Here is a 20,758-nt window from a genome sequence, read left to right as displayed (position 1 = left end):
GTGCCGCCCTCGACGCGCCCGTCGGGCTCGGCACGCGGCTCGGGCCGGGCCGGCGGCGCCGGTGGGGCCGGCGGCGCCACCGTCTCGATCGGCGTCGTCGACCGCAGCCGTCGCCGGATGCGGCGCTGGCTCCGACGCGCCTGGCGTCCGATCGCCTACCTGTGGCGGCGCTCGCTCATGTTCCGCTCGGTCGCCATCACCGTGATGACGACGGGGCTCGCGGTCGCCATCATCGGCACCGCTGTCATGGTGAGCATCTCGACGAACGTCTACTCGCAGCGCCGTGACCAGATCGAGTCGGAGTCGGCACGGGCCACCATCGTCGCCCAGGGGATCTTCGACGCGGCCACCGCGGGCGAGGACAACAACCAGTCCGAGCTCGAGACGCTGCAGAACGAGGCACGGCAGGCGATCCTGTCGAACACGACGAGTCCCGGTGGCACGAGCATCGCGATCGAGCGGAGCCCGGACCAGTCCACCCCGCAGACGCTGCAGACCATCGCCAGCCAGGGCTTCCCGGACGCCGTGATCACCGATGCCCTGCGCAAGGAGGTCGCGCAGAACACCGGTCGCCTCAGCCTGCAGCCCGTCGAACTCGACGACGACGGGCGCCGGGTGCCGGGGCTCGCTGTCGGGTCCACCCTGCAGATCCCGAGCGCCGGCCAGTACGAGCTCTACCTGGTCTACGACCTCTCCGACGCGCAGCAGACCCTGGACTTCGTCTCCCAGACCCTCTCGATCGGCGGTGTGGCGCTCATGGTGCTCATCGCCCTGGTCACCTCGCTGGTCGTCCGGCTCGTCGTCGTGCCGATCCGCGGTGCCGCCGAGACGAGCCGGAAGATCGCAGCGGGGCGCCTCGACGAACGCATCCCCGTGCGCGGCCAGGACGACCTGGCGACCCTGGCGCGGAGCTTCAACGGGATGGCCGAGGCGGTCAGCCGCCAGATCACCCAGCTCGCCGAGCTCTCCCGCGTGCAGCAGCGGTTCGTCTCCGACGTCTCGCACGAGCTCCGCACCCCGCTCACCACGATCCGGCTCGCCGGCGACATGCTCTACGACTCCCGGCACGCGTTCGAACCGTCGGTCAGCCGGTCCGCCGAGCTCCTGCACGCCCAGGTGGAGCGTTTCGAGATGCTCCTCGCCGACCTGCTCGAGATCTCCCGGTACGACGCCCAGGCGGTGCAGCTCGACACCGCCCCCGTCGTCCCGGCGTCCCTCGCCGCGGACATCGTCGACGAGTTCCGTCCGCTCGCCGAACGTGCCGGTGTCGAGCTGCAGCTCGCGACCCCCGGCGGCCACACCACGATGCGCCTCGACGCCAAGCGCGTCCGCCGCATCCTCCGCAACCTCGTCGGCAACGCCGTCGAGCACGGTGACGCGAAGCCCGTGCAGGTCGTCGTCGACAGCGATGCGCGCACCGTCGCCATCGCCGTCCGCGACCAGGGCGTCGGCATGCCGCCGGAGGACACCGCCCGCGTCTTCGACCGCTTCTGGCGTGCCGACCCGAGCCGGAAGCGCACCATCGGGGGCACCGGCCTCGGACTCGCGATCAGCCTCGGCGACGCGAAGCTCCACGGCGGTCGCATCGACGTGTGGTCCCGACCGGGCGAGGGATCGACGTTCGTGCTCACCCTGCCCCGCAACGAGCAGGGCACCACCGCCACCTCGGCCATCCCGCTGCCCGAACTCGACGAGTCGTACGACGGCCCCCGCGCCGTGCGAGAGGAGTCCTGATGCGCCACCCGATCCGCCACGTCCTCGCCGTCGCGCTCGCCGCGGTCAGCCTGCTCGCGGTCACCGCCTGCGCCGCCATCCCGACCGACGGTGCCGTGCGTACCGGGCAGACGATCAAGGACGAGTCGCTCTCGGGCGTCGACTTCCGGCCGGACAAGCCGATCACCGGGTCCGACCAGACCGCGATCCTCCGCGGGTTCATCGCCGCCGCCACCGGAGCCCAGGACAACTACGCGATCGCCCGGCAGTTCCTGGCCGCCGACTTCGCCCAGCAGTGGAACCCGCGGCAGGGCGTCACGATCCGCGACGGCAGCGGCACCGTCGAGCGCGCCGACGACCGCGAGCTGACCTACACGATGACGGCCAGCGCCACGGTCGACTCCGAGGGGGAGTACACCCAGGCCGTCCGCCCGACCTCGTCGACGCTGACGTTCCAGTTCGTCCGCGAGGACGGCGAGTGGCGCATCGCCTACGCCCCGGACGGCGTCATCCTGTCGCCGGTCAGCTTCGAGTCGGTGTTCCAGCCGCACGCGCTGTACTTCTACGACCCGACCTACCGCTTCCTCGTGCCCGACCAGCGCTGGTTCCTCGCACGCTCCTCCACGAGCACGCGCATCGCCAGCGCCCTGCTCGCAGGCCCCGCCGACTGGCTGAAGGGCGCCGTCGTCTCGTCGTTCCCGGAGGGCACCCAGCTGTCCCTCAACGCGGTGACGATCGACAGCGGCACCGCCCTGGTCGACCTGTCGAGCGACGCCCTGCGCGCGAGCACCGTCGACAAGGTCCGGATGCGCGAACAGCTCAGCAAGTCCCTCGCCTCGGTCGCCACCATCTCGTCGGTCTCGATGACGATCGAGGGCGCGACGCTGTCGGTGCCGGACTCCGGGGGAGCGGACGCCCAGCTGAACCCCGACGTCGACCCCCGACCCCTGGTCGACGAGGACGGCGTCGTCGGCTACGCCGCCTCGGGCACCGGCAAGGTCGCCGAGCTCGGCAGCGGCGTCGGGGCCGCCATCGCCGGCCTCGACCCGACCTCGATCGCCCTGTCGGCGTCCGGCACCACCGCGGCCGTCGGCAACCGGAACGGCGTCGTCGTCGTGCGCGGCGAGGACCGCCTGCGCGTCGATGCCCGCGACGACCTCATCGCCCCCGCCGTCGACGACCTCGGCTTCGTCTGGGTGGGGCAGCAGTCCGACACCCGGCGCATCACCGCGTACGGCCTGGGTGGTGACCCCCACCAGGTGCGCACGACCCTGCCGCGCGGCGACCTCGTGTCGTTCCAGGTGTCCCGCGACTCGACCAGGGCCCTCGCACTCATCGAGACCGCGGACGGCCCCGGCCTGTACGTGATGGCGATCATCCGCGGTTCCGACCGGTCACCGACCTCGTTCGGCGCCCCGGTCCGGGTGCAGGCCGCCAGCGGCACCGCGGTCGACGCCACTTGGGTGAACGACACCGACGTCGCCTCGGTCGGGCAGACCCCCACCGGTCCGAACATCGTCCGCACCACCATCGGCGGCAAGTCGAGCACCCTGCCGAAGCCCGACGGGCGCGCCACCGCGATCAGCGGCGGCAGCGGCGGTGCCCTGCTGCTCCGGATGTCGAGCGGCGACGTCCTGCAGTCCACCGGGGGTGGCTGGGACACGACCGACGTCACCGCCGACGTGCTCGGCGTGCAGCGCTGACATGACGGGCGTCACCGCCGACGTGCTCGGCGTCCAGCGCTGACACGACGGTCCTCCACACCCCACCCGGCCTGGAGGCCCGTCCACCGTCCGGCACCCCTGCCCACCGCCGTCGTCCGGTCACCACCACAGTCGTGGGCATGCCCCCTGATGGCACCCCCACCCCGTGGCGCGACGCCCTGCTCGCCGTGCTCGGGCTCTTCCTGCCCGTCACCTGCCTGGGCTGCGGCCGCCCGGACCGCGCGCTCTGCCCACCGTGCCGCGCGGCGCTCGCAGCACGGCCCCGGCGGGTCCGGCTGGTCGCCGGCGTCCGGCTCGACGCGGCCTTCGAGTACGAGGGGGTGGTCCGCACCCTGGTCCTCGAACTCAAGCTCCGGGGGCGGGTCGACGTCGCCGGTCCGCTCGGCGTCCGCTTCGGCGCGCTCGTCCGTGCGGCGCTCGCCGCGTCCCCGGACGGCACCGTGGTGCTCCGGGTGCCGCCGTCCCGGGCGGGTGCCCGACGGCGTGGGTTCGACCCGGTGGTGCTGCTGCTCGCCCGCGGTGGTGTCCGGCACACGGGGCGCCTCGTCCGTACCCCTGCCGGACGCCGGCGATCCGGACCGGGGCAGAAGGAGCGGTCGGCGGTGGAACGCGTCGCCGCGACCGTCGGGACCCTGCGTGCGTCCGGCGTCGACGGCCGCGACGTCGTGCTCGTCGACGACGTCGTCACCACGGGTGTGACGATGGCCGAGGGCGTCCGTGCCGTGCGCGCTGCGGGCGGGCGGGTGGTGCGCTGCGTCGCCGTGGCGAGCGTCGACGACTGATGCTCGGTGAACACCCGGTGGCCGCTGTGTGTCCAGTGAGTGTCTGCCGGACTCGCCGCCTCCCCGTGACGCCGAGGGTGCGCCGGGTCTAGCCTCGCGACAAGGCGTTCGGGTCGCCGGACGGAGGCGACGCGCCGACACTGGATGGGAGCCGCCACATGGACGTGACGATCACGGGCCGGAACGTCGGGGTCACCGACCGTTTCCGCACCTACGTCGAACAGAAGTCCGAGAAGATCGACGTGCTCGCCGACCGCGCCCTCGCCTTCGAGGTGCGCATCAGCCGCCACCACGAGAAGTCGAGCGGCAGCCAGGGCGAGGACCGCGTGGAGCTCACGCTGATCGGACCGGGGCCGCTCGTGCGGGCCGAGTCCGCGGCCTCGGACAAGTACGCCGCCTTCGACCTCGCCTTCGCGCGGATCATGGAACGCCTCCGCCGGGCGCGTGACCGCCGCAAGGTGCACCACGGCCGGCACCGCCCCACCTCGGTCGCCGAGGCCTCCGGCAGCGGCTTCGACGGCATGGGTGTCGTCCCGGCCGACGGCAAGCTCATCGAGGACGTCGCGACCGGTGCCGTCCCGGTCGTCGACCAGGAGACCGCCGAGGACGAGAACGAGGTCTACAGCCCGGTCGTCATCCGGCACAAGGTCTTCGAGGCCGCCCCGATGACGGTCGACGACGCCCTGTACTACATGGAGCTCGTCGGGCACGACTTCTACCTGTTCCTCGACGCCGAGACCCGCCGTCCGAGTGTCGTGTACCGACGCAAGGGCTGGGACTACGGCGTGATCGGCATCGACGAGGTGCCCGCCGGTCAGGCGCCGGCCTCGGTCGACGCGGACACCGACGCGGAGCGCGCAGCCGCGATCGCCTGATCCGACGCGGGACCTCCGGTCCCGCACCGTGTGCGCGGTCCGTTCGCGGGCCGCGCACACCCGTGTCCGCGAGAGCCGCGCCGCTCACAGCGCCGTGCGTTCGCGGGTTGCTAGCATGACTGGTCGATCGGGCGCGCAGGTCGCGCGCGACGACCTCGTAAGGAGTTCACGTGGCAAACGTGCTGGAGAAGGTCCTCCGCATCGGCGAAGGACGAACCCTCCGTCGGCTGAAGGCGTACGCCTCGGCCATCAACGACCTCGAGGACGACTTCTCGAGCCTCACCGACGAGGAACTCCACGACGAGACCAAGGAGCTGCGCGAGCGGTACGCCAACGGCGAGACCCTCGACGACCTCCTGCCCGAGGCGTTCGCCGCCGTGCGTGAAGCCGCGAAGCGAACCCTGGGCATGCGGCACTTCGACGTGCAGCTCATGGGTGGCGCGGCACTGCACCTCGGCAACATCGCCGAGATGAAGACCGGTGAGGGCAAGACCCTCGTCGCGACGACCGCCGCGTACCTCAACGCGATCCCGTCGCGCGGCGTGCACGTCATCACCGTCAACGACTACCTGGCGTCGTACCAGTCCGAGATCATGGGCCGCGTCTTCCGCGCGCTCGGCATGACCACCGGCTGCATCATCGCCAACCAGAGCCCGGCCGAGCGCCGCGAGCAGTACGCCGCCGACATCACGTACGGCACGAACAACGAGTTCGGCTTCGACTACCTGCGCGACAACATGGCGTGGCAGGCCTCGGACATGGTGCAGCGCGGCCACTTCTTCGCCGTCGTGGACGAGGTCGACTCGATCCTCATCGACGAGGCCCGCACGCCGCTCATCATCTCCGGTCCGTCCTCGGGCGAGGCCAACCGCTGGTTCACCGAGTTCGCCTCGATCGCCAAGCGCCTCACCCCGGGCGAGGACTACGAGGTCGACGAGAAGAAGCGCACCGTCGGCGTCCTCGAGCCCGGCATCGAGAAGGTCGAGGACTACCTCGGCATCGACAACCTGTACGAGTCCGCGAACACCCCGCTCATCTCGTTCCTGAACAACTCCATCAAGGCCGTCGCCCTGTTCAAGAAGGACAAGGACTACGTCGTGATGAACGGCGAGGTGCTCATCGTCGACGAGCACACCGGCCGCATCCTGATGGGCCGCCGCTACAACGAGGGCATCCACCAGGCGATCGAGGCGAAGGAAGGCGTCGAGGTCAAGGCCGAGAACCAGACCCTCGCCACCGTCACGCTGCAGAACTACTTCCGCCTCTACCAGAAGCTCTCCGGCATGACCGGTACCGCCGAGACCGAGGCGGCCGAGTTCATGTCGACCTACAAGCTCGGCGTCGTCCCCATCCCGACGAACAAGCCGATGCAGCGCATCGACCAGACCGACCTCGTGTACAAGAACGAGAAGGCGAAGTTCGAGCAGGTCGCCGAGGACATCGCGGAGCGCCACGAGAAGGGCCAGCCCGTCCTCGTCGGCACCACGAGCGTCGAGAAGTCCGAGTACCTGTCGAAGCTCCTCGCCAAGCAGGGCGTGAAGCACGAGGTCCTCAACGCGAAGAACCACGCCCGTGAAGCCGCGATCGTCGCCCAGGCCGGTCGCTTCGGCGCCGTCACCGTCGCGACGAACATGGCCGGTCGTGGTACCGACATCATGCTCGGCGGCAACGCGGAGTTCCTCGCCGTGCAGGAGATGCACGCCAAGGGCCTGTCCCCGACCGACACCCCGGACGAGTACGAGGCCGAGTGGGACGACGTGTTCGCCCGTGTCAAGGCCGAGGTCGAGGAAGAGGGCGACAAGGTCCGCGCGGTCGGCGGTCTGTACGTGCTCGGTACCGAGCGCCACGAGTCGCGCCGCATCGACAACCAGCTGCGTGGTCGGTCCGGTCGCCAGGGTGACCCGGGCGAGAGCCGCTTCTACCTGTCGCTCACCGACGACCTGATGCGTCTGTTCAACTCCGGTGCCGCCGAGAGCCTGATGGGCCGCTCGAACGTGCCGGACGACCTGGCGATCGAGAACAAGCTCGTCGGCCGTGCGATCCGGTCCGCCCAGGCGCAGGTCGAGGGCCGGAACGCCGAGATCCGCAAGAACGTCCTGAAGTACGACGACGTCCTCAACCGCCAGCGCGAGGCGATCTACAGCGACCGCCGCCACATCCTCGAGGGCGACGACCTGCACGACCGCGCGCAGTCGTTCCTCAAGGCGGTCATCGACGACGTGATCGACAGCCACACCGGAGAAGGGTCCCCGGACGACTGGGACCTCGATGCCATGTGGACCGAGCTCGGCACGCTCTACCCGATCTCGATCTCCATCGACGAGGTCATCACCGAGGCCGGCTCGAAGGGCAAGGCGTCGCGTGACTTCCTGGCCCGCGAGATCCTCTCCGACGCCAAGCTGGCCTACCAGCAGCGCGAGGAGCTCCTCGGCGACGAGGCGATGCGCGAGCTCGAGCGTCGCGTGGTGCTCTCGGTGATCGACCGCCGCTGGCGCGACCACCTGTACGAGATGGACTACCTGAAGGACGGCATCGGTCTCCGCGCGATGGCGCAGCGCGACCCGCTGGTCGAGTACCAGCGCGAGGGCTACGCCCTGTTCCAGACGATGATGGGGCAGATCCGCGAAGAGTCCGTCGGCTACCTCTTCAACCTCGAGGTGCAGGTGCAGTCCGATGGCGAGAACGCGGTGATCGAGGCCAAGGGCCTCGGCGAGGACGAGGTCTCCGGCCTCGAGTACTCGGCACCGTCGATCGACGGCGAGGTCGAGGTCCGTGACGAGAAGGGTCGCCTCGAGCAGGCCGCGACCGCTCGTGCGCAGCGCGCCCAGGCCGAGGCCGAGGCGGCCGCCGAGCCCGAGCAGGGTTCCGCGTTCGGCAACGCGGCCACGGCCTCCGGCCAGGCCGCCGCGGCGAGCAACCGTGCCGAGCGTCGCCAGGCCGCGAAGAAGAACTAGCGTCCACAGCACGAGCGCATCGTGAGCAGGAATGGTCGGGTCCCGAGTCGGGACCCGACCATTCCTGCTCACCGAGCGTGACCGCCGACGGACCGGAGGCCCGTGGCGGCGCCGCCACGGGCCTCCCGTCCGTCCGCAACCCGGCTACAGGACCCCGATCGCGGTCGCCTGCCACCGTCCGTGTCGCTCTTCGAGCCGCATGGCGACCGCTCGCGCGTGACTGCGCGTGTGCACGACCACCGTCGCCTCGGCGACGCCCGCCGCGGGGCGGCAGACGAGCACGCTGCCGACCCGGAGCACCGGGCGTCCGCGTGCCCGCCGACCGGAGCCCCGGCCGTGCGCGGCCACCGCGGCCCGCTGCTGCAGGTGCCGCTGCACCTCGTCGCTGATCCACCGGGCGATGCTGTCGACCTCCCGCGCGCCGGTGAGCACCTCGGCGACGCAGAGCCCGAGCGCCCGTGCGGTCGTCGCCGGGTCCGGGGGACCGGCCACCGTGGCGGGCTCCGGTGCCGGTTCGACGATCCGCAGCGGCGGCGGGTGCGCCGTCGTCGTCTCGTGATCGATGCGGCGTGCCTGCTCTGCCACCCCTGCCCCTTCCGTCGTTGGAGCGAGCGTATGGGGCGTACGACATACGAAATACAAAGCGATCTACCCTGTGGAGAGCGCGACCTTCTCCACAAGGCGGCGGACCTAGACTGGCTGGGTGTCGACCCTCAGTGACCTCGTCCTCGCGCAAGGCCGTTCCTCGGAAGCAGACGTGGAGTGGCTCCACCTGCTCGTGGGGGACTGGCAGCTCCTCGCCGACCTGTCCTTCGCCGACATGGTGCTCTGGGTCCCGACCGCCGAGGACGGCTCGTTCGTGGCCGTCGCGCACGCCCGGCCGAGCTCCGCGGCGACGCTGTTCTACCGCGACATCGTCGGGCAGGAGATCCGCGAGGAGTGGCGCGGCCAGGTGACCGAGAGCTTCGCGGGGTCGAAGGTCGTCGACTCCGCCGAGCCGGACTGGTACGAGGACACCCCGACGCGCGTCCGGGCGATCCCGGTGCTCCGCCGCCTGAGCGCGAAGAGCGCCGAGACGACCGAGCGACCGATTGCCGTCGTGACCCGGCACTCCAACCAGGACGAGATGCGGACCCCGAGCCGCCAGGAGCTCAACTTCACCGCGAGCGCGAACGACCTGTTCGGCATGATCGCCACCGGTGACTTCCCCGACCTCGGTGCACCGGCGGGTCCCCGTCGTGGTGCACCCCGTGCCAGCGACGGCCTGCTGCGCCTCGACACCGCCGGCATCGTCACGTTCGCCAGCCCGAACGGCCTGAGCGCGTTCAACCGGATGGGCTTCGAGGGCGAACTCGAGCGGAAGTCCCTCGCCGAGGTCACCACCGAGCTCATCGGCGCCCAGCTCGACGTCGACGAGTCCCTGCCGCTCGTCGTCACCGGCCGCGCCCCGTGGCGGGCGGACATCGAGTCGAAGGGCGTCACCGTGTCGCTCCGCTCGATCCCGCTCCGCGACCACGGTGAGCGCATCGGCGCCATCGTCCTCTGCCGCGACGTCTCCGAGCTGCGGCACCAGGAGCGCGAGCTCATCACCAAGGACGCCACGATCCGCGAGATCCACCACCGCGTGAAGAACAACCTGCAGACGGTGGCGTCCCTGCTGCGGATCCAGGCACGTCGCACGCACTCCGACGAAGCGCGGACGTCACTGCAGAACGCCATGCGCCGGGTCGCCGCCATCGCCGTCGTGCACGACACCCTGTCGAGCGGCCTCAGCCAGACGGTCGACTTCGACGAGGTGTTCGACTCGGTGCTCAAGCTCGTGACCGAGGTCGCCGCGTCGCACAACACGACCGTGCACCCGAAGAAGACCGGCGAGTTCGGGGTGCTGCCCTCCGAGGCCGCGACGCCGCTCGCCCTCGGCCTCACCGAGCTCGTGACGAACGCCGTCGAGCACGGGCTGGACGGCCGTGACGGCGAGGTCGAGATCGTCGCCCGCCGCTTCGACGACCACCTGGAGATCGAGGTCCGCGACAACGGCGTGGGGCTCCCCGAGGGCAAGGTCGGCTCGGGCCTCGGCACGCAGATCGTCCGCACGCTCATCCAGGGCGAACTCGGCGGCACCATCGACTGGCACACCCTGACGGGCAGCGGCACCGAGGTGACCATCTCGATCCCGTTCCGCTGGCTGACCGCCCCCGCCTGACGCCCGATCCGCGCTCGCAAGACACCGGTGTTCGCCGGTCGAACACCCGCGTTCCGGTGTTCGATGCGTGAACACCGGTGTCTTGCAGGACCGGCCCCGCGCACGACGACGCCCGCCGTCCCCGAGGGGACGACGGGCGTCGTGCTGTCGGACGACCGGGGTCAGGAGGCGCGGCGGGCGCGGGCGGCGCGACGCTTCAGCGCACGACGCTCGTCCTCGCTGAGACCACCCCAGACACCCGAGTCCTGGTTGTTCTCGAGGGCGTACTGCAGGCACATCTCGGTGACCGTGCAACGCGCACAGACCGACTTGGCCTTCTCGATCTGGTCGACGGCGGGCCCGGTGTTCCCGACGGGGAAGAAGAGCTCGGGGTCTGCGGTGAGGCAGGCAGCCTTGTCACGCCAGTCCATGTGTGGTGCTCCTTGATGTCGATGCTCGAACGGCAGGCCGGGGCCGTGGTTCGGGGGATCGGACCGCTGACCATGCATGCGGCATGGAGGGGACAACTGTGGGGAGGAGTCCGCAGGAAGCGTGTCTGACGCCCGCGAGACGCTCGGGGGAGGAGCGATGAACCACGGGAGACGCACACCACATCGTGCCGTCCAAACGACCTCCAATATCGTTCCATACTGGTAGGGCCAAATCAAGGGTTCCGATGCTGGAGGATCACTGTGCACGACGACACCCCGAACGACACCGAGCCCTCCGCACCCGTCGCGCGCCGGTCGCCGGCGATGCTGGGGCTGCTCGTCGTGGTCGGTCTCGAGTTCCTCGCGCTGGTGGTCGTGACCGTCGTCCTGGTCGTCGAACTGCTCGTCGCACCGGCCACGAGCATCGCCTCCGGCATCGCCCTCACGGTCCTCGTCGCCATCGCTGCGCTCTGGCTCGGTGTGCTGCTGAACGGTCTGTGGCAGGGCCGGGCGTGGGTGCGCTCCGGCATCATCGTCTGGCAGGTCCTGCAGGGCGCCATCGCGATCGGGGCGTTCCAGGGGGTCTTCCGGGTCGCCGCGGTCGGCTGGGTGCTGCTCGTCCCGGCCCTGCTCGGCATCACGCTGGTGCTGTCGCGGTCGGTGACGGCCGCGCTCGCGCGCCCCGTGGAGTAGACGCGAACGACGAGCGGACAGGAGGCGCGGTGCCAGCTGGCACCGCGCCTCCCGTCCGCTCATGGACCGGTTCTCAGACCAGGCCGAGCTTCTTCCGCAGGCTCGCCACGTGACCGGTCGCCTTGACGTTGTAGAGCGGCAGCTGCACGGTGCCGTTCTCGTCGACCACGATCGTGGACCGGATCGTGCCGGTGACGATCTTGCCGTAGTTGTTCTTCTCGCCCCAGGCTGCGTATGCCTTGTGCACGGCGAGGTCGGGGTCGCTCAGCAGCGGGAAGGTCAGCGCCTGCTCGTGCTGGAACGTCTTGAGCTTCGCCTGCTCGTCCTTCGAGACGCCGAGGACCTCGTAGCCGGCGGCCTGCAGTGAGGACATGTTGTCGCGGAAGTCACAGGCTTCGGTCGTGCAGCCCGGGGTGGACGCCGCCGGGTAGAAGTACACGATGACCTTCTTGCCGCGCAGGGCAGCCAGGGAGTGATCGACGCCGTCCTGGTCGGGCAGCGTGAAGTCGGGGGCGGTGTCGCCGGGGACGAGACGGTCGGTCATGGTGCTCCTGTTCGCGTCGTGTGCCCACGAGTGGTCGTGGGCGCGCGAAACCCATGCTATTGTTGATTCCCGTTGCGGCACGGAAGCCGGAACATGCACCTCTAGCTCAATTGGCAGAGCAACTGACTCTTAATCAGTGGGTTCTCGGTTCGAGTCCGAGGGGGTGCACGGGTAAGGCCCGATCAGTGTATCCCCGCTAGCATCCGCGGGGTCCTGATCGGGCCTTTCGTGCATCCACTGATCGCCGGCAGGCGAGGAACACGCCCGAACTTCAGTCGGACGCCAACTTCGCCAGGACGGTCAGGCAGCCCTCGTCAGCCAGGCGCGAGTCGAGTTCTCGCTGCGGGTGACCACCTCGAGGTGCGCCGGGTTCACGCATGACGTGTTCCGGCACAGGTGGTCGAGGGTCAGGTCTTCGGCTACTGGTCCGTGGCTGGCCTCGTACGAGAACCGGTGCGCCAGGTGCTGCTCACCGCGGTACATGAGCCGTCCGTACCCCTTCGGGTCACGTGCTCCGCCCCACTCCCAGCAGCCTGCCTCTGTGACGCGCGTACGGGCCGCGACAACCTCGGTGGGTGACAGGTTCCGTAGTTGCTGTCGCTGCCCGCTCAGCGCCTTCTGGCGGGCAGCGTCGCGCTTGTAGTGCGGCTTGCACCAGCCCCGTGCGTAGTGCTTCCGCGAGCACCCGTCGGCCGTGCAGGTTCGATCGCTCATCCTTGGTCTCCCTTGTGTTGCGGTTCCGCTACACAAAAGAGTACGCTGAAGGTAGCGAAACAGCCACACATAGGAGGCCCGTACGATGACAACCGTGAGTCCGAAGCTCAGCAGCCCACCCACGCCCACCATGCGCCGCCGGCTCGTCGATGCTGGGGAAACAGCACGCAAGGCCGATGCCGAACTTCGAGCGAGCGTGATCGACGCCATCGGCGCTGGCGTCAGCGTTCGTGAAGTCGCGGCCCTGACCGACATCAGCACCAACACGGTGCAGCGGTGGAAGCGCGAGGCCCAGCGATGACCACCCCCACCCCGGAGCAGATGCGCGCGCTGTCGGATCTGCCAACGTCGAACCTTCCTCTGTACGAGGCTGAGGTACGGAGCGCGCTCCGCGCTGCTGCCGATCAGCTAGAGCGCTCTGCCTCTACGACCCGGTACCGGGCGCTGACCGACCTATGCGACGACTGCGACAGCACGCTCGCCGTCTGCTCTAGTGCGCCGGTTGCCTGCTGCCCCGATTGTCAGCACTACAAGCCGCGCACGGTAGCTCTCCGTGCAGCCGCCGACCAACTCGAAGCGGTGCAAGCGCTGGCCGACCGGCTAAGCGAAGGCCCGTTCTCGGAGTTCATCAAACGAGAGCTGCGGGCCATCCTCACCGCCGACACCGCACCCCACCAGCAGGACTGTCGATACTGGGGTGGGTACCCAAAACGAACATGCACGTGCGACAGTGCAGCAGGAGGATCGTAATGAGCAACAGTGACAGCAACGCCGAGCGGACGACGAAGCAGGAGCTGTGGGCGGCGCTGGGAATGAACTACACCCCTCCAACCCATGTCACCCATGTTGGGGACGGAGTGACGCCGCTGTCCGACCTTCCTGCGTTCACCGCCGACACCGCACCCCAGGAGGACTGATGATTCCCGCGAACCTGAACAACACGCCGAAGTTCGTCAACCGCATCTTCGCCCGCCACGAGGTTGAAGCTGTCGTGACGCAGGACGGCCACCATGACTGACCCGGTGGACACGGACGCGCTGCGGACGCCGTACGACCATTTTCCGGATTTGCGCCAGGCCTACTCGGAAGGCTTCGAGCGGGCGTACGCCGAGGTTGAACGCCTGCGTGCCGAGAGCCACGCGAAGGACGTTGTGCTCCTGGCGCGCGACCTGAAAGAGCAGGAGTTGCGTGCCGTGATCGAGAACGCACCACATGGGGAACTGTGCCGCTGGGATAGGACAGATGCCCTCGCGTACCGAGGGCAGGGAGCCAACTGCACCTGCTGGAAGGCGTACGCGTTGTGAGGGGCATCTGCGCGACATGCGGCCACACGAACGAGATGCACTCCGTCATCAACATCGGCGAGTGCACGGTGTGCTCATGCAATCGGTACGAGGCGTTCGGCAACCCGGGCGAGCCGATCAGATCCCGTTGGTGGTACACGTGGCGCTCGGGTTGGCGCAACGGATGGAACGAAGCAGTACGCGCCAAGCAGCGCCGCGAGGAAGCACGTGCACGGCTCGAACGATGGAAGGCGGAACACCGTGGCTAGCGTCACTCCCCTCCGCAACCGTGACGGCTCCGTATGGCTCTAGACGGGACGTAGCCTTCCGGGGGACACTGGACGGCGTGGGGTTCAAGGAATGGCTGGCAGGAGCCGACGAGCGGGCAGCGAAAGCGTCCGCCCGGCTCGACGAGATCAACCGCCGCCAGCGTCAGACCGGGAAGTTCGCCGGCGTGTACCTGACCGACGGGATGCTCGGCTGGACCGACCAGGGCCATGCACGCCGCGAACCCGTCACCGGCGCTCGGGCGGAAGTCGCTGTCGGCGCCGATGCGCAACGCCGTATCACCGCGACCCGGATCGTCCTCATTGGAGTGTTCGCGCTCGCGTTCCGGAAGCAGAAGGGCACCGGGTTCCTGACGATCGAGAACGACGCGTACTACCTGGGGGTGCCGTTCCCGATCAAGGATGAGCGGGACGCTCGAGCGTTCGCGGCGAAGGTGAACGCTGCAGCACGGAACAGCTTAACTTCCGCGGAATGAAGCCCACAGCTTCATGTCGGCGGCTGCTACGACACTGTCCGCATGCCGCAGTACCAGTGGTCGCCACCGCAGCACCCCGACCCAGCCGAGGATCAACCCGAAGGCATCGACGGTGTCGAGTGGTCCGATGCTGTCGACCACGCACCCGTCTGGGTCGACGTCGTCTTCTCCCGCACCGGACCGCAGCACCTACCCGGCTTCGTTGATGCTGACGCCGGCGACCGCGTGTACGTGCAGTTCGTGCACATGGGGTTTGCTCACCGCCTCTGGGTGCCACGCTCGAGCGTCACCACTCGGCGGCTGAAACCACGCCGCTGAACAACGAAAGCGCCCCCCACCATCGAACGAGGGGGGGCGGGCAGTAGCCAAGCGACGAATGACAGTGACCGAAGGATAGCCTGAGACCATGACGAACTTCATGCCGGTACCGAACCCGGCTGCCGTGACATGCCAAACCTGCTGGGTCCTCGTGAACTGGGACGCCAAAGAGCGCCATGCTGCGTGGCACTCGGCGGGGCTCGTCGTCGAGTCTCCCGGGGACCAGGCCGTCGAAACCATCGCCGAGCTCGAGCGGCGCGGACTGTGAGCGCGCGCAAGGTCGCAATCATCGGTTCCTGCGTCACGCGTGAAGCATTCATCACCGAGAACAACCCGCGGTACAAGACCTTCTACGAGATCGGCCCCGTCGGCTGGCAGACGAGCCTCGTCAGCTTCATGTCCGCCCCTATCCCCGAAGCGGCCGCGTCGCTGATTGAACCGTCCGAGTCGATGAATGCACACAACACAAAGACGATGCGCCGTGACATCACGAAGGCCGACCGCGACGAGATTCGTGCCTACCAGCCGGAAGTGCTCATATTCGACCTGTACTCGGACCTGCGCTACGGGTACATCGAGTACGCTGGCGCCTACCTCACGAACAACTCGAACAATCTCCGGAAGACCGACTTCTTCAAGGCTGGCGCGGGCTTCACAAAGAGTCACATGGTGTCCGCGCAGGCGGACTACTTGCCTGTCTTCAAAGAGAAGTTCGATGCGTTCGTGCAGTGGGCGCGGACAGAACTTCCGAACACGACTCTCGTGCTCAATGCATTCCGGTTCTCGTCACACTTCCGAATCGGTGGTATCGACTTCAACTTCGTCCGCTACGTCGGCGACACGAAGAACGACAAGAAGTGGCGCGCGATCCTCCGTGAAAACGACATCCTCGACGAGCTCTACCGCTGGATTGCAGAGAACTACTCGATCGACGTTATCGACCTCCGTGACCGCGCGTACTTCGCGGACGGGAACCACAAGTACGGGGTGACCCCGTGGCACTTCGGCCGACCGTTCTTCGAGGATTTCATAGCTTCCCTCAACGAACTGATGATGACGAAGCGGTCGGATGCGCCGACCGTGGCAGAGGTCTTTTACCGCTCGGACGGCACCGTACTGTAGCTCACACAACAACGAACGCCCCCGGGCGCCCTCCCGATGAGGGCGCCCGGGGGCGTTCGTTCATGCTGCGACGATGTTCGGTACTGGTGTCGTCGTCCCCGTGCCGCCGTCTGTCACCGGAACGGTGGAGAGCAGCGTGTTGGCCTGCATCTTAGTGCGACTGCCAGTCGAGCCGATAAGGATTCCCGCAGTGCCGGCAGCGGTCGCGCGGCTACGGTTTCCCATCAGTACCGTGTCCGACGCGTTCGTGCCGTAACCGGCTGGACCGACCGAATACGCTGCTGTCGTCTGCGCGGTCCCGAGGTTGTTCTGCACGCTTGTGTTCGAACACCCCCGGATGAGCACGCCCGTCGCGCCCGCATACAGGACGTTCCCCTGCACGAGTACCGCGTTCCCCTGGTCAACCTGGATCCCGATTCCACCGGCCGACATGCGGATGGTGTTGTCTTTGATCTGCCCGAGCACGGACGACGTAGCTAGGATTGCGGGTTCCGTGCTCTGCGTCGTGACTCGGTTGAGCGCGATCGTGAGGCCGTCGTTCGTGTCACCGCCCGTGGCCGGTGCGTTCAAGATCGCCGTGGACGACAGGCCGTCGAAGATGTTGCCCACGACCTCCGAGTTGTTTGCTCCGACAATGTTGATCAGCGCGGACCCCGCAAGGACCGGCGCGTTTCGGAAGTTCTTGAACTTGTTGTACGAGACGTCGATGTTCTGCGGATTTAGTGGTGGACTCACCGCGGCGGTTGCGGGGCTCGTGCTCGCTGCATCCGCGAAGGTGTAGGCCGAAGTTGTCGACAAAATCGAGATAACGGTCGGGTATCCCGACAGGCTAGGAGGACCGGTGTACTCGAAGGTGTTGTTCTTGATCGTCGCGTTCCGCAGGCTGCGGAAGTGGAGCCAACCAAAGGCCGTACCCGACGTCGGCGTGTTGAAGCCGACGACGCGGTTGTTCACGAACCGGATGTCCTCGTAGTAGGCAGTGTCATCGCCACCGAACGAACCGTGCGATCCCATCGGGTTCGGCATTCCGTAGGTCGTGCCATTTTTGGTCAGGGTCGTGAACGTGCACCCGTCGACCAAAACGCCACGTGTGGGAAGTCCGTCATAGGAGTTGGTCGGCCAGGCCTTCCAAGAGGATCCGATGTACGAGCTCGAGTCGATCTGGATCGCCTCGACGTACTCGCGGCCAGCCACGGTCTTCAGCCCGGCGAAGGTGCAGCCGATGAACTTAACATTCCGACACCCGCCGAGGTCGACGGCGTGTGCGTTCTGCTGCAGTTCGACAAACTCGACGTTCAGGAAGTTGAGGTTATCGACATGGTTCCACCCAGTCGAACCGTCGAGAACGCCGGGGGCGTCATAGTTGCCCTTGATGCGGAGGTCGCGGAAGGTGATGTCCTGCGCTCCCGAACCGTACCCAACTGCGCCGGGCGCGACATGGTTCACGAATGACGTCGAAGTGCCGCCAAAGAGCTTCTGGATCGTGGCATTGTTACCATCCAGCAGCGTCCGGGAACCTAGGATCACGGTGCCGAGCAGGCCGTAGCTCTTCCCGCAGGAGAACGAAAGAACGCCTCCACCTCGCGCTCTGATGTAATCGGCACCGGCCTGGATCGCCGCGGTGTCGTCTGTCACACCGTCTGCCACGGCACCGAACTGCTCTGGGTACACGCGGCTCCCGAAGCGCTTGTCGAGGGCGCTGAGAACCTGGGGTGCGAACAGACCAGTCTCCGGGTCAAACGAAGCGATCGGCTGCCCAGACGAAGGCTGGTACGTGCGCGATGCGCTGTCGTAGGCGAGCGACGCGGCGGACGCCTCGGTCGTGACCTGCGCCAGCGCGTCGCCTTCAACGGTGCTCGCATCGCGCAGATTCGCCGCCTGCGCAGCCCGTATCGGCTCAGGGAACTGCCCGCCCTCGTCCACAGACGGGATGGCAGGACCGTACGTTGGCTTGTACGTCTCTGATTCGGTGTCGAATGGGATACCTGCTGAAGCGCCCGCCACTGCAGCGCCCTCTGGTGTCGCGACGTCGGCGAGGTTCGCAGCAATCCGCTGCCGCACCGCATCGGGCAGTTGCGAAGTACCGGCTTCGACCGACGGGATGCTGTCCGCGGTGCCGGCGGAGAACAAGCCGGTCCCCGGGTTGAACGTCAACCCGGACGACGACGCCGGGAGGTCCCTCCACATCGTGTACCCGTCGCCGATTTTTGCTACCCGGTTCGTCTCGTCGTACCCCCACTCACCGGAAGCGAGCGGACGCTGACTGTTCTCCCACGCGTCCGCGTTGCCGCGCCGCACCACGATCGTGGCGTAATCCGTTGCCATGCTGGCCTTCCTTCAAATGGTCACGGCCATGCGGCCTGGAACTGGTGTCACGCCTCGTTGCGGTGCGACTTGATGTCCGTCACCACAGACCGCGGGTACGTGAGCTCGAGGATTTCCTGCTGCGCCTGCAACAGCTCATCCCGCTTCTCGTCGATCTGCTTCTGCAGCTGCTCCTGCTCCTGCTGCAATCGGTCACGTTCCTGCGTGATCGCAGTGATGATGTCCTGCTGCGACTCCGCCGACCGCTGCAACGTGTCGATCGTGTCCGTCAACCGGCCCACCGTGGACTGCAGACTCACAACCTGCGCCTGCGAGATGTCGAGCAGCTTCTGCACCGTCTGCACCGCGGACTCCTTCGCGGACCGTTCCTCCGCAGCTGCTTCCTTGTACCGGGCGACGATGTCGTTGCTCTCGTCAGCAGTGTTCTTTCGCTCCTGGATGCGAGCGTTCCGCCGGTTGTTCAGCCACGCCACGAGGGCGGAGATCGCAGCAGCGAGGACAGTGGCGGAGATCAGCACGGATGCGATCTGCCCCACCGGAACCACCGACGCAGGATCCACTGCTGGTCCAGGGGTCGGGGACGGGCGTGTAGCAATCCAGTGCAGCACCACACCCCACCGCGCGGTCACTCGGCGCGCTCCGAAGGCAACGGTGTCTCCTTCGCCTCAGCGACACGGCGCGACAGCACCCGGTACCGCTTCCACAGCCAGAACGCCGGCCACAGCCCGAGCATCACCAGGTGAGACCGCTGCGTTGTCCCCGTCAGGGACAGATCCACGACGGTCTGCACAAGCTGGAAGACGGCGTACCCGACAGGCTGCACGACCATCAGAGACACCCCCAACCGTTCGAGGGTGAGGTGATCGTTCCGAAGCATCCCAGCGATCGCCAACGACGCCCCAGCAACACCGAGGCACGCGACGAGGATCACCGTACCCCGGTAGAACAGCGACGAGAGCGGGTCGGGGGTGAAGACAACGAACCAGGTGGTCCACGCCGCACCCCACGCGTACACGACGAGGTAGTCCCGGTTCTCCGGGACCATCTGTCTCAGGATCCGCAGCATGCGGCCCCCTTTCCTGAAGCCCGCCTGTCAGACGGTGGGGTCGCCCTGCTCGTCGCGGAGGTCCGTGGTCGATGGTTCGAACTGCGCCGGCTGCAGCTCCTGCGTCGCCGGGTTGATCGCGTTCTTCGGCAGGAACGCTGCCAGGAACCCGACCACGAACCCGGTCACCACAGCGCCAGCCGCGGCGCCGACCTTCGCCGTGTCGACCTTCCCGTCTGCCCAGAACCCCGTCACCGAGATCCCACCGATCGCGAGAGCCGCACCAGCGACACCCGCCGACCATGCCTTCTTCGCTCGAGCGCCGAGGTTCGCCAGGAACCCCGACAGCCAGGAACCGGAGGCCGCTTCGTGCTTGCCGTTGTCGCTCACGCTGCGTCCTCCTCAGCCAGAGCCGCCTTCACGGCCGACTCGAACTTCGCTGAGATCGCGACTCCCAGGGAGTCGCGACGGTCCCGGCAGTCCTGGATTAGACCGGACACCTGCGCTGAGGTGAGCGTCTGGAACAGGCTGGTCTCACCGGGGACGGCGTGGGAGTAGGTGATGGCGCGGGAGCTCGACACGGGGGTGAACGTCAGCTCACCGATCGCGTACTGCTTCTTCGTCTTCTCGGACGTGACGTAGAGCATGTCTGCCTCAACTTTCGGAGTGGGTGGCTTGACGGGTGCGGCGGGCTTCGCCGGCACAGTGGTGGATGCGGCTGGCTTCGCGGCCAGCCGAGCTCGAGCGTCCGGGTACGGGGGAACGGCTTCGGTGCGGGTCGCGTACTCGTGATGCCACGGCTCAGGGGCGGTCTTCGCCCAGTCCGGCCACGTCCCGCCGCGGCCCTCGACGATCTGATGCAGCCGAGCGAACTCGTCGTCGTACAGGGCCCGGTTCGACCCGTCCGGCATCGTGATGCCGAAGTCGATCGCGTTGCCGTGCAGCACCTCGTCGTGCCGGGACGTGAACGGGGGGGCGACGACGACACCGAGCGCGGCCCGGTTGTTCCACAGGTACGACTGCCGTGGCCTCGAGCGCATGCCCTCGTTGACCGAGAGAGTGCCCGACCGGCCCTTCGACCGCAGGTACGCGTTGAAGTCGATGATCGTGGACAGCACCTGCAGAGCGATCCGCTCCGACATGACGTACTGCTCCACGCCGCGGAGATCCCCAAACGAGGACTTCCGCACGCTGAACTTGGCGACCATGACGGCCCCCTTCCATGACGAAAGCCGCCCACACAGGGGCGGCTTAGGGTCTTTTTGCTGCTTTTGGGTGCTTTATCCCGCG

Annotated in this window: 22 protein-coding genes and 1 tRNA gene; 14 read left to right on the top strand and 9 right to left on the bottom strand. The window is 67.9% G+C overall.

Annotation, left to right across the window (positions count from 1 at the left end):
• The 5 genes from mtrB to secA all read left to right on the top strand — a co-directional run bounded on the left by mtrB (position 1) and on the right by secA (position 8,048).
• Positions 1-1,734 carry an MtrAB system histidine kinase MtrB gene (gene mtrB / locus DEJ17_RS06620; protein WP_110892648.1) on the top strand — a complete coding sequence of 578 codons (1,734 nt, stop codon included), beginning with the start codon at positions 1-3 and terminating at the stop codon, positions 1,732-1,734.
• On the top strand, positions 1,734-3,416 hold the full coding sequence (locus DEJ17_RS06615; protein ID WP_110892647.1) for a GerMN domain-containing protein: 1,683 nt from the start codon (positions 1,734-1,736) through the stop codon (positions 3,414-3,416). Before mtrB ends, DEJ17_RS06615 begins: the two co-directional genes overlap by 1 nt.
• 140 nt (positions 3,417-3,556) lie before the next feature.
• Positions 3,557-4,219, top strand: coding sequence for a ComF family protein (locus DEJ17_RS06610; protein WP_146239654.1), 663 nt, complete (start codon positions 3,557-3,559; stop codon positions 4,217-4,219).
• 158 nt (positions 4,220-4,377) lie between these two features.
• The gene (hpf, locus tag DEJ17_RS06605; protein WP_110861168.1) at positions 4,378-5,094 is read left to right on the top strand and encodes a ribosome hibernation-promoting factor, HPF/YfiA family; all 717 of its coding nucleotides are present in this window, start codon (positions 4,378-4,380) and stop codon (positions 5,092-5,094) included.
• A gap of 170 nt (positions 5,095-5,264) precedes the next feature.
• Positions 5,265-8,048 (top strand): preprotein translocase subunit SecA, encoded by a 2,784-nt coding sequence (secA, locus tag DEJ17_RS06600; protein WP_110892645.1) that lies wholly within the window; start codon positions 5,265-5,267, stop codon positions 8,046-8,048.
• Positions 8,049-8,192: 144 nt separating this feature from the next.
• On the opposite strand, the gene DEJ17_RS06595 is transcribed toward secA, so the two are convergent.
• Entirely contained in the window at positions 8,193-8,633 is a 441-nt protein-coding gene (locus tag DEJ17_RS06595; RefSeq protein WP_110892644.1) for an Rv3235 family protein, read from the bottom strand.
• Between the two features lie 118 nt (positions 8,634-8,751).
• Here DEJ17_RS06595 and DEJ17_RS06590 point away from each other — a divergent pair, with 118 nt between their 5' ends.
• Positions 8,752-10,251, top strand: coding sequence for a sensor histidine kinase (locus DEJ17_RS06590; RefSeq protein ID WP_110892643.1), 1,500 nt, complete (start codon positions 8,752-8,754; stop codon positions 10,249-10,251).
• A gap of 161 nt (positions 10,252-10,412) precedes the next feature.
• Here the strand turns inward: DEJ17_RS06590 and DEJ17_RS06585 are convergent, their stop codons facing one another.
• Positions 10,413-10,661, bottom strand: a complete 249-nt coding sequence (locus tag DEJ17_RS06585; RefSeq protein ID WP_017888820.1) for a WhiB family transcriptional regulator — start codon at positions 10,659-10,661, stop codon at positions 10,413-10,415.
• A gap of 261 nt (positions 10,662-10,922) precedes the next feature.
• Here DEJ17_RS06585 and DEJ17_RS06580 point away from each other — a divergent pair, with 261 nt between their 5' ends.
• Positions 10,923-11,354 carry a hypothetical protein gene (locus tag DEJ17_RS06580; protein WP_110892642.1) on the top strand — a complete coding sequence of 144 codons (432 nt, stop codon included), beginning with the start codon at positions 10,923-10,925 and terminating at the stop codon, positions 11,352-11,354.
• Positions 11,355-11,427: 73 nt separating this feature from the next.
• Here the strand turns inward: DEJ17_RS06580 and bcp are convergent, their stop codons facing one another.
• Complete coding sequence (bcp, locus tag DEJ17_RS06575; protein WP_110892641.1) at positions 11,428-11,898, bottom strand: thioredoxin-dependent thiol peroxidase; 471 nt, start codon at positions 11,896-11,898, stop codon at positions 11,428-11,430.
• Positions 11,899-11,993: 95 nt separating this feature from the next.
• Between bcp and DEJ17_RS06570 the strand changes: the two genes are divergently transcribed.
• Positions 11,994-12,066: transfer RNA gene (locus DEJ17_RS06570), tRNA-Lys, on the top strand.
• A gap of 132 nt (positions 12,067-12,198) precedes the next feature.
• Here the strand turns inward: DEJ17_RS06570 and DEJ17_RS17745 are convergent.
• Positions 12,199-12,612: an HNH endonuclease signature motif containing protein gene (locus tag DEJ17_RS17745; protein WP_181421085.1), complete on the bottom strand. Its 414-nt coding sequence runs from the start codon at positions 12,610-12,612 to the stop codon at positions 12,199-12,201.
• Positions 12,613-12,706: 94 nt separating this feature from the next.
• Here DEJ17_RS17745 and DEJ17_RS06565 point away from each other — a divergent pair, with 94 nt between their 5' ends.
• The 6 genes from DEJ17_RS06565 (at position 12,707) to DEJ17_RS06535 (ending at position 16,098) form a co-directional block, all read left to right on the top strand.
• The gene (locus DEJ17_RS06565; RefSeq protein WP_220033620.1) at positions 12,707-12,913 is read left to right on the top strand and encodes a helix-turn-helix domain-containing protein; all 207 of its coding nucleotides are present in this window, start codon (positions 12,707-12,709) and stop codon (positions 12,911-12,913) included.
• A 448-nt stretch (positions 12,914-13,361) separates the two neighbouring features.
• Positions 13,362-13,529, top strand: coding sequence for a hypothetical protein (locus DEJ17_RS17740; protein ID WP_181421084.1), 168 nt, complete (start codon positions 13,362-13,364; stop codon positions 13,527-13,529).
• Between the two features lie 93 nt (positions 13,530-13,622).
• Complete coding sequence (locus DEJ17_RS06555; protein WP_110892638.1) at positions 13,623-13,916, top strand: hypothetical protein; 294 nt, start codon at positions 13,623-13,625, stop codon at positions 13,914-13,916.
• A 325-nt stretch (positions 13,917-14,241) separates the two neighbouring features.
• Positions 14,242-14,658, top strand: coding sequence for a hypothetical protein (locus DEJ17_RS06550; protein ID WP_110892637.1), 417 nt, complete (start codon positions 14,242-14,244; stop codon positions 14,656-14,658).
• A gap of 406 nt (positions 14,659-15,064) precedes the next feature.
• Positions 15,065-15,244, top strand: coding sequence for a hypothetical protein (locus DEJ17_RS06540; RefSeq protein WP_110892635.1), 180 nt, complete (start codon positions 15,065-15,067; stop codon positions 15,242-15,244).
• Entirely contained in the window at positions 15,241-16,098 is an 858-nt protein-coding gene (locus DEJ17_RS06535) for a DUF6270 domain-containing protein (protein ID WP_110892634.1), read from the top strand. The genes DEJ17_RS06540 and DEJ17_RS06535 overlap by 4 nt, the downstream gene beginning before the upstream one ends.
• Before the next feature lie 60 nt (positions 16,099-16,158).
• Here the strand turns inward: DEJ17_RS06535 and DEJ17_RS06530 are convergent, their stop codons facing one another.
• The 5 genes from DEJ17_RS06530 to DEJ17_RS06510 all read right to left on the bottom strand — a co-directional run bounded on the left by DEJ17_RS06530 (position 16,159) and on the right by DEJ17_RS06510 (position 20,676).
• On the bottom strand, positions 16,159-18,423 hold the full coding sequence (locus tag DEJ17_RS06530; protein WP_110892633.1) for a right-handed parallel beta-helix repeat-containing protein: 2,265 nt from the start codon (positions 18,421-18,423) through the stop codon (positions 16,159-16,161).
• 47 nt (positions 18,424-18,470) lie between these two features.
• Entirely contained in the window at positions 18,471-18,959 is a 489-nt protein-coding gene (locus DEJ17_RS06525; protein ID WP_110892632.1) for a hypothetical protein, read from the bottom strand.
• A gap of 89 nt (positions 18,960-19,048) precedes the next feature.
• Positions 19,049-19,489 (bottom strand): hypothetical protein, encoded by a 441-nt coding sequence (locus tag DEJ17_RS06520; protein WP_110892631.1) that lies wholly within the window; start codon positions 19,487-19,489, stop codon positions 19,049-19,051.
• Positions 19,490-19,516: 27 nt separating this feature from the next.
• A complete protein-coding gene (locus tag DEJ17_RS06515) occupies positions 19,517-19,858 on the bottom strand; it encodes a hypothetical protein (protein ID WP_110892630.1) in 342 nt (113 codons plus the stop codon).
• Positions 19,855-20,676 (bottom strand): hypothetical protein, encoded by an 822-nt coding sequence (locus DEJ17_RS06510; protein WP_110892629.1) that lies wholly within the window; start codon positions 20,674-20,676, stop codon positions 19,855-19,857. The genes DEJ17_RS06515 and DEJ17_RS06510 overlap by 4 nt, the downstream gene beginning before the upstream one ends.
• Positions 20,677-20,758 lie beyond the last annotated feature (82 nt).

The organism is Curtobacterium sp. MCSS17_011, assembly GCF_003224275.1.
Lineage (GTDB): Bacteria > Actinomycetota > Actinomycetes > Actinomycetales > Microbacteriaceae > Curtobacterium.
The sequence above is the reverse complement of the archived record's forward strand: the minus strand, read 5'-3'. Positions and strand labels throughout refer to the sequence as shown.

Coding starts and splice junctions, on each gene's coding strand:
- bcp (WP_110892641.1), bottom strand. CDS start 11,898: ATGACCGACCGTCTCGTCCCCGGCGACACCGCCCCCGACTTCACGCTG.
- DEJ17_RS06530 (WP_110892633.1), bottom strand. CDS start 18,423: ATGGCAACGGATTACGCCACGATCGTGGTGCGGCGCGGCAACGCGGAC.
- hpf (WP_110861168.1), top strand. CDS start 4,378: ATGGACGTGACGATCACGGGCCGGAACGTCGGGGTCACCGACCGTTTC.
- DEJ17_RS06585 (WP_017888820.1), bottom strand. CDS start 10,661: ATGGACTGGCGTGACAAGGCTGCCTGCCTCACCGCAGACCCCGAGCTC.
- DEJ17_RS17740 (WP_181421084.1), top strand. CDS start 13,362: ATGAGCAACAGTGACAGCAACGCCGAGCGGACGACGAAGCAGGAGCTG.
- DEJ17_RS17745 (WP_181421085.1), bottom strand. CDS start 12,612: ATGAGCGATCGAACCTGCACGGCCGACGGGTGCTCGCGGAAGCACTAC.
- DEJ17_RS06540 (WP_110892635.1), top strand. CDS start 15,065: ATGACGAACTTCATGCCGGTACCGAACCCGGCTGCCGTGACATGCCAA.
- DEJ17_RS06555 (WP_110892638.1), top strand. CDS start 13,623: ATGACTGACCCGGTGGACACGGACGCGCTGCGGACGCCGTACGACCAT.
- DEJ17_RS06510 (WP_110892629.1), bottom strand. CDS start 20,676: ATGGTCGCCAAGTTCAGCGTGCGGAAGTCCTCGTTTGGGGATCTCCGC.
- DEJ17_RS06615 (WP_110892647.1), top strand. CDS start 1,734: ATGCGCCACCCGATCCGCCACGTCCTCGCCGTCGCGCTCGCCGCGGTC.
- DEJ17_RS06610 (WP_146239654.1), top strand. CDS start 3,557: ATGCCCCCTGATGGCACCCCCACCCCGTGGCGCGACGCCCTGCTCGCC.
- DEJ17_RS06520 (WP_110892631.1), bottom strand. CDS start 19,489: ATGCTGCGGATCCTGAGACAGATGGTCCCGGAGAACCGGGACTACCTC.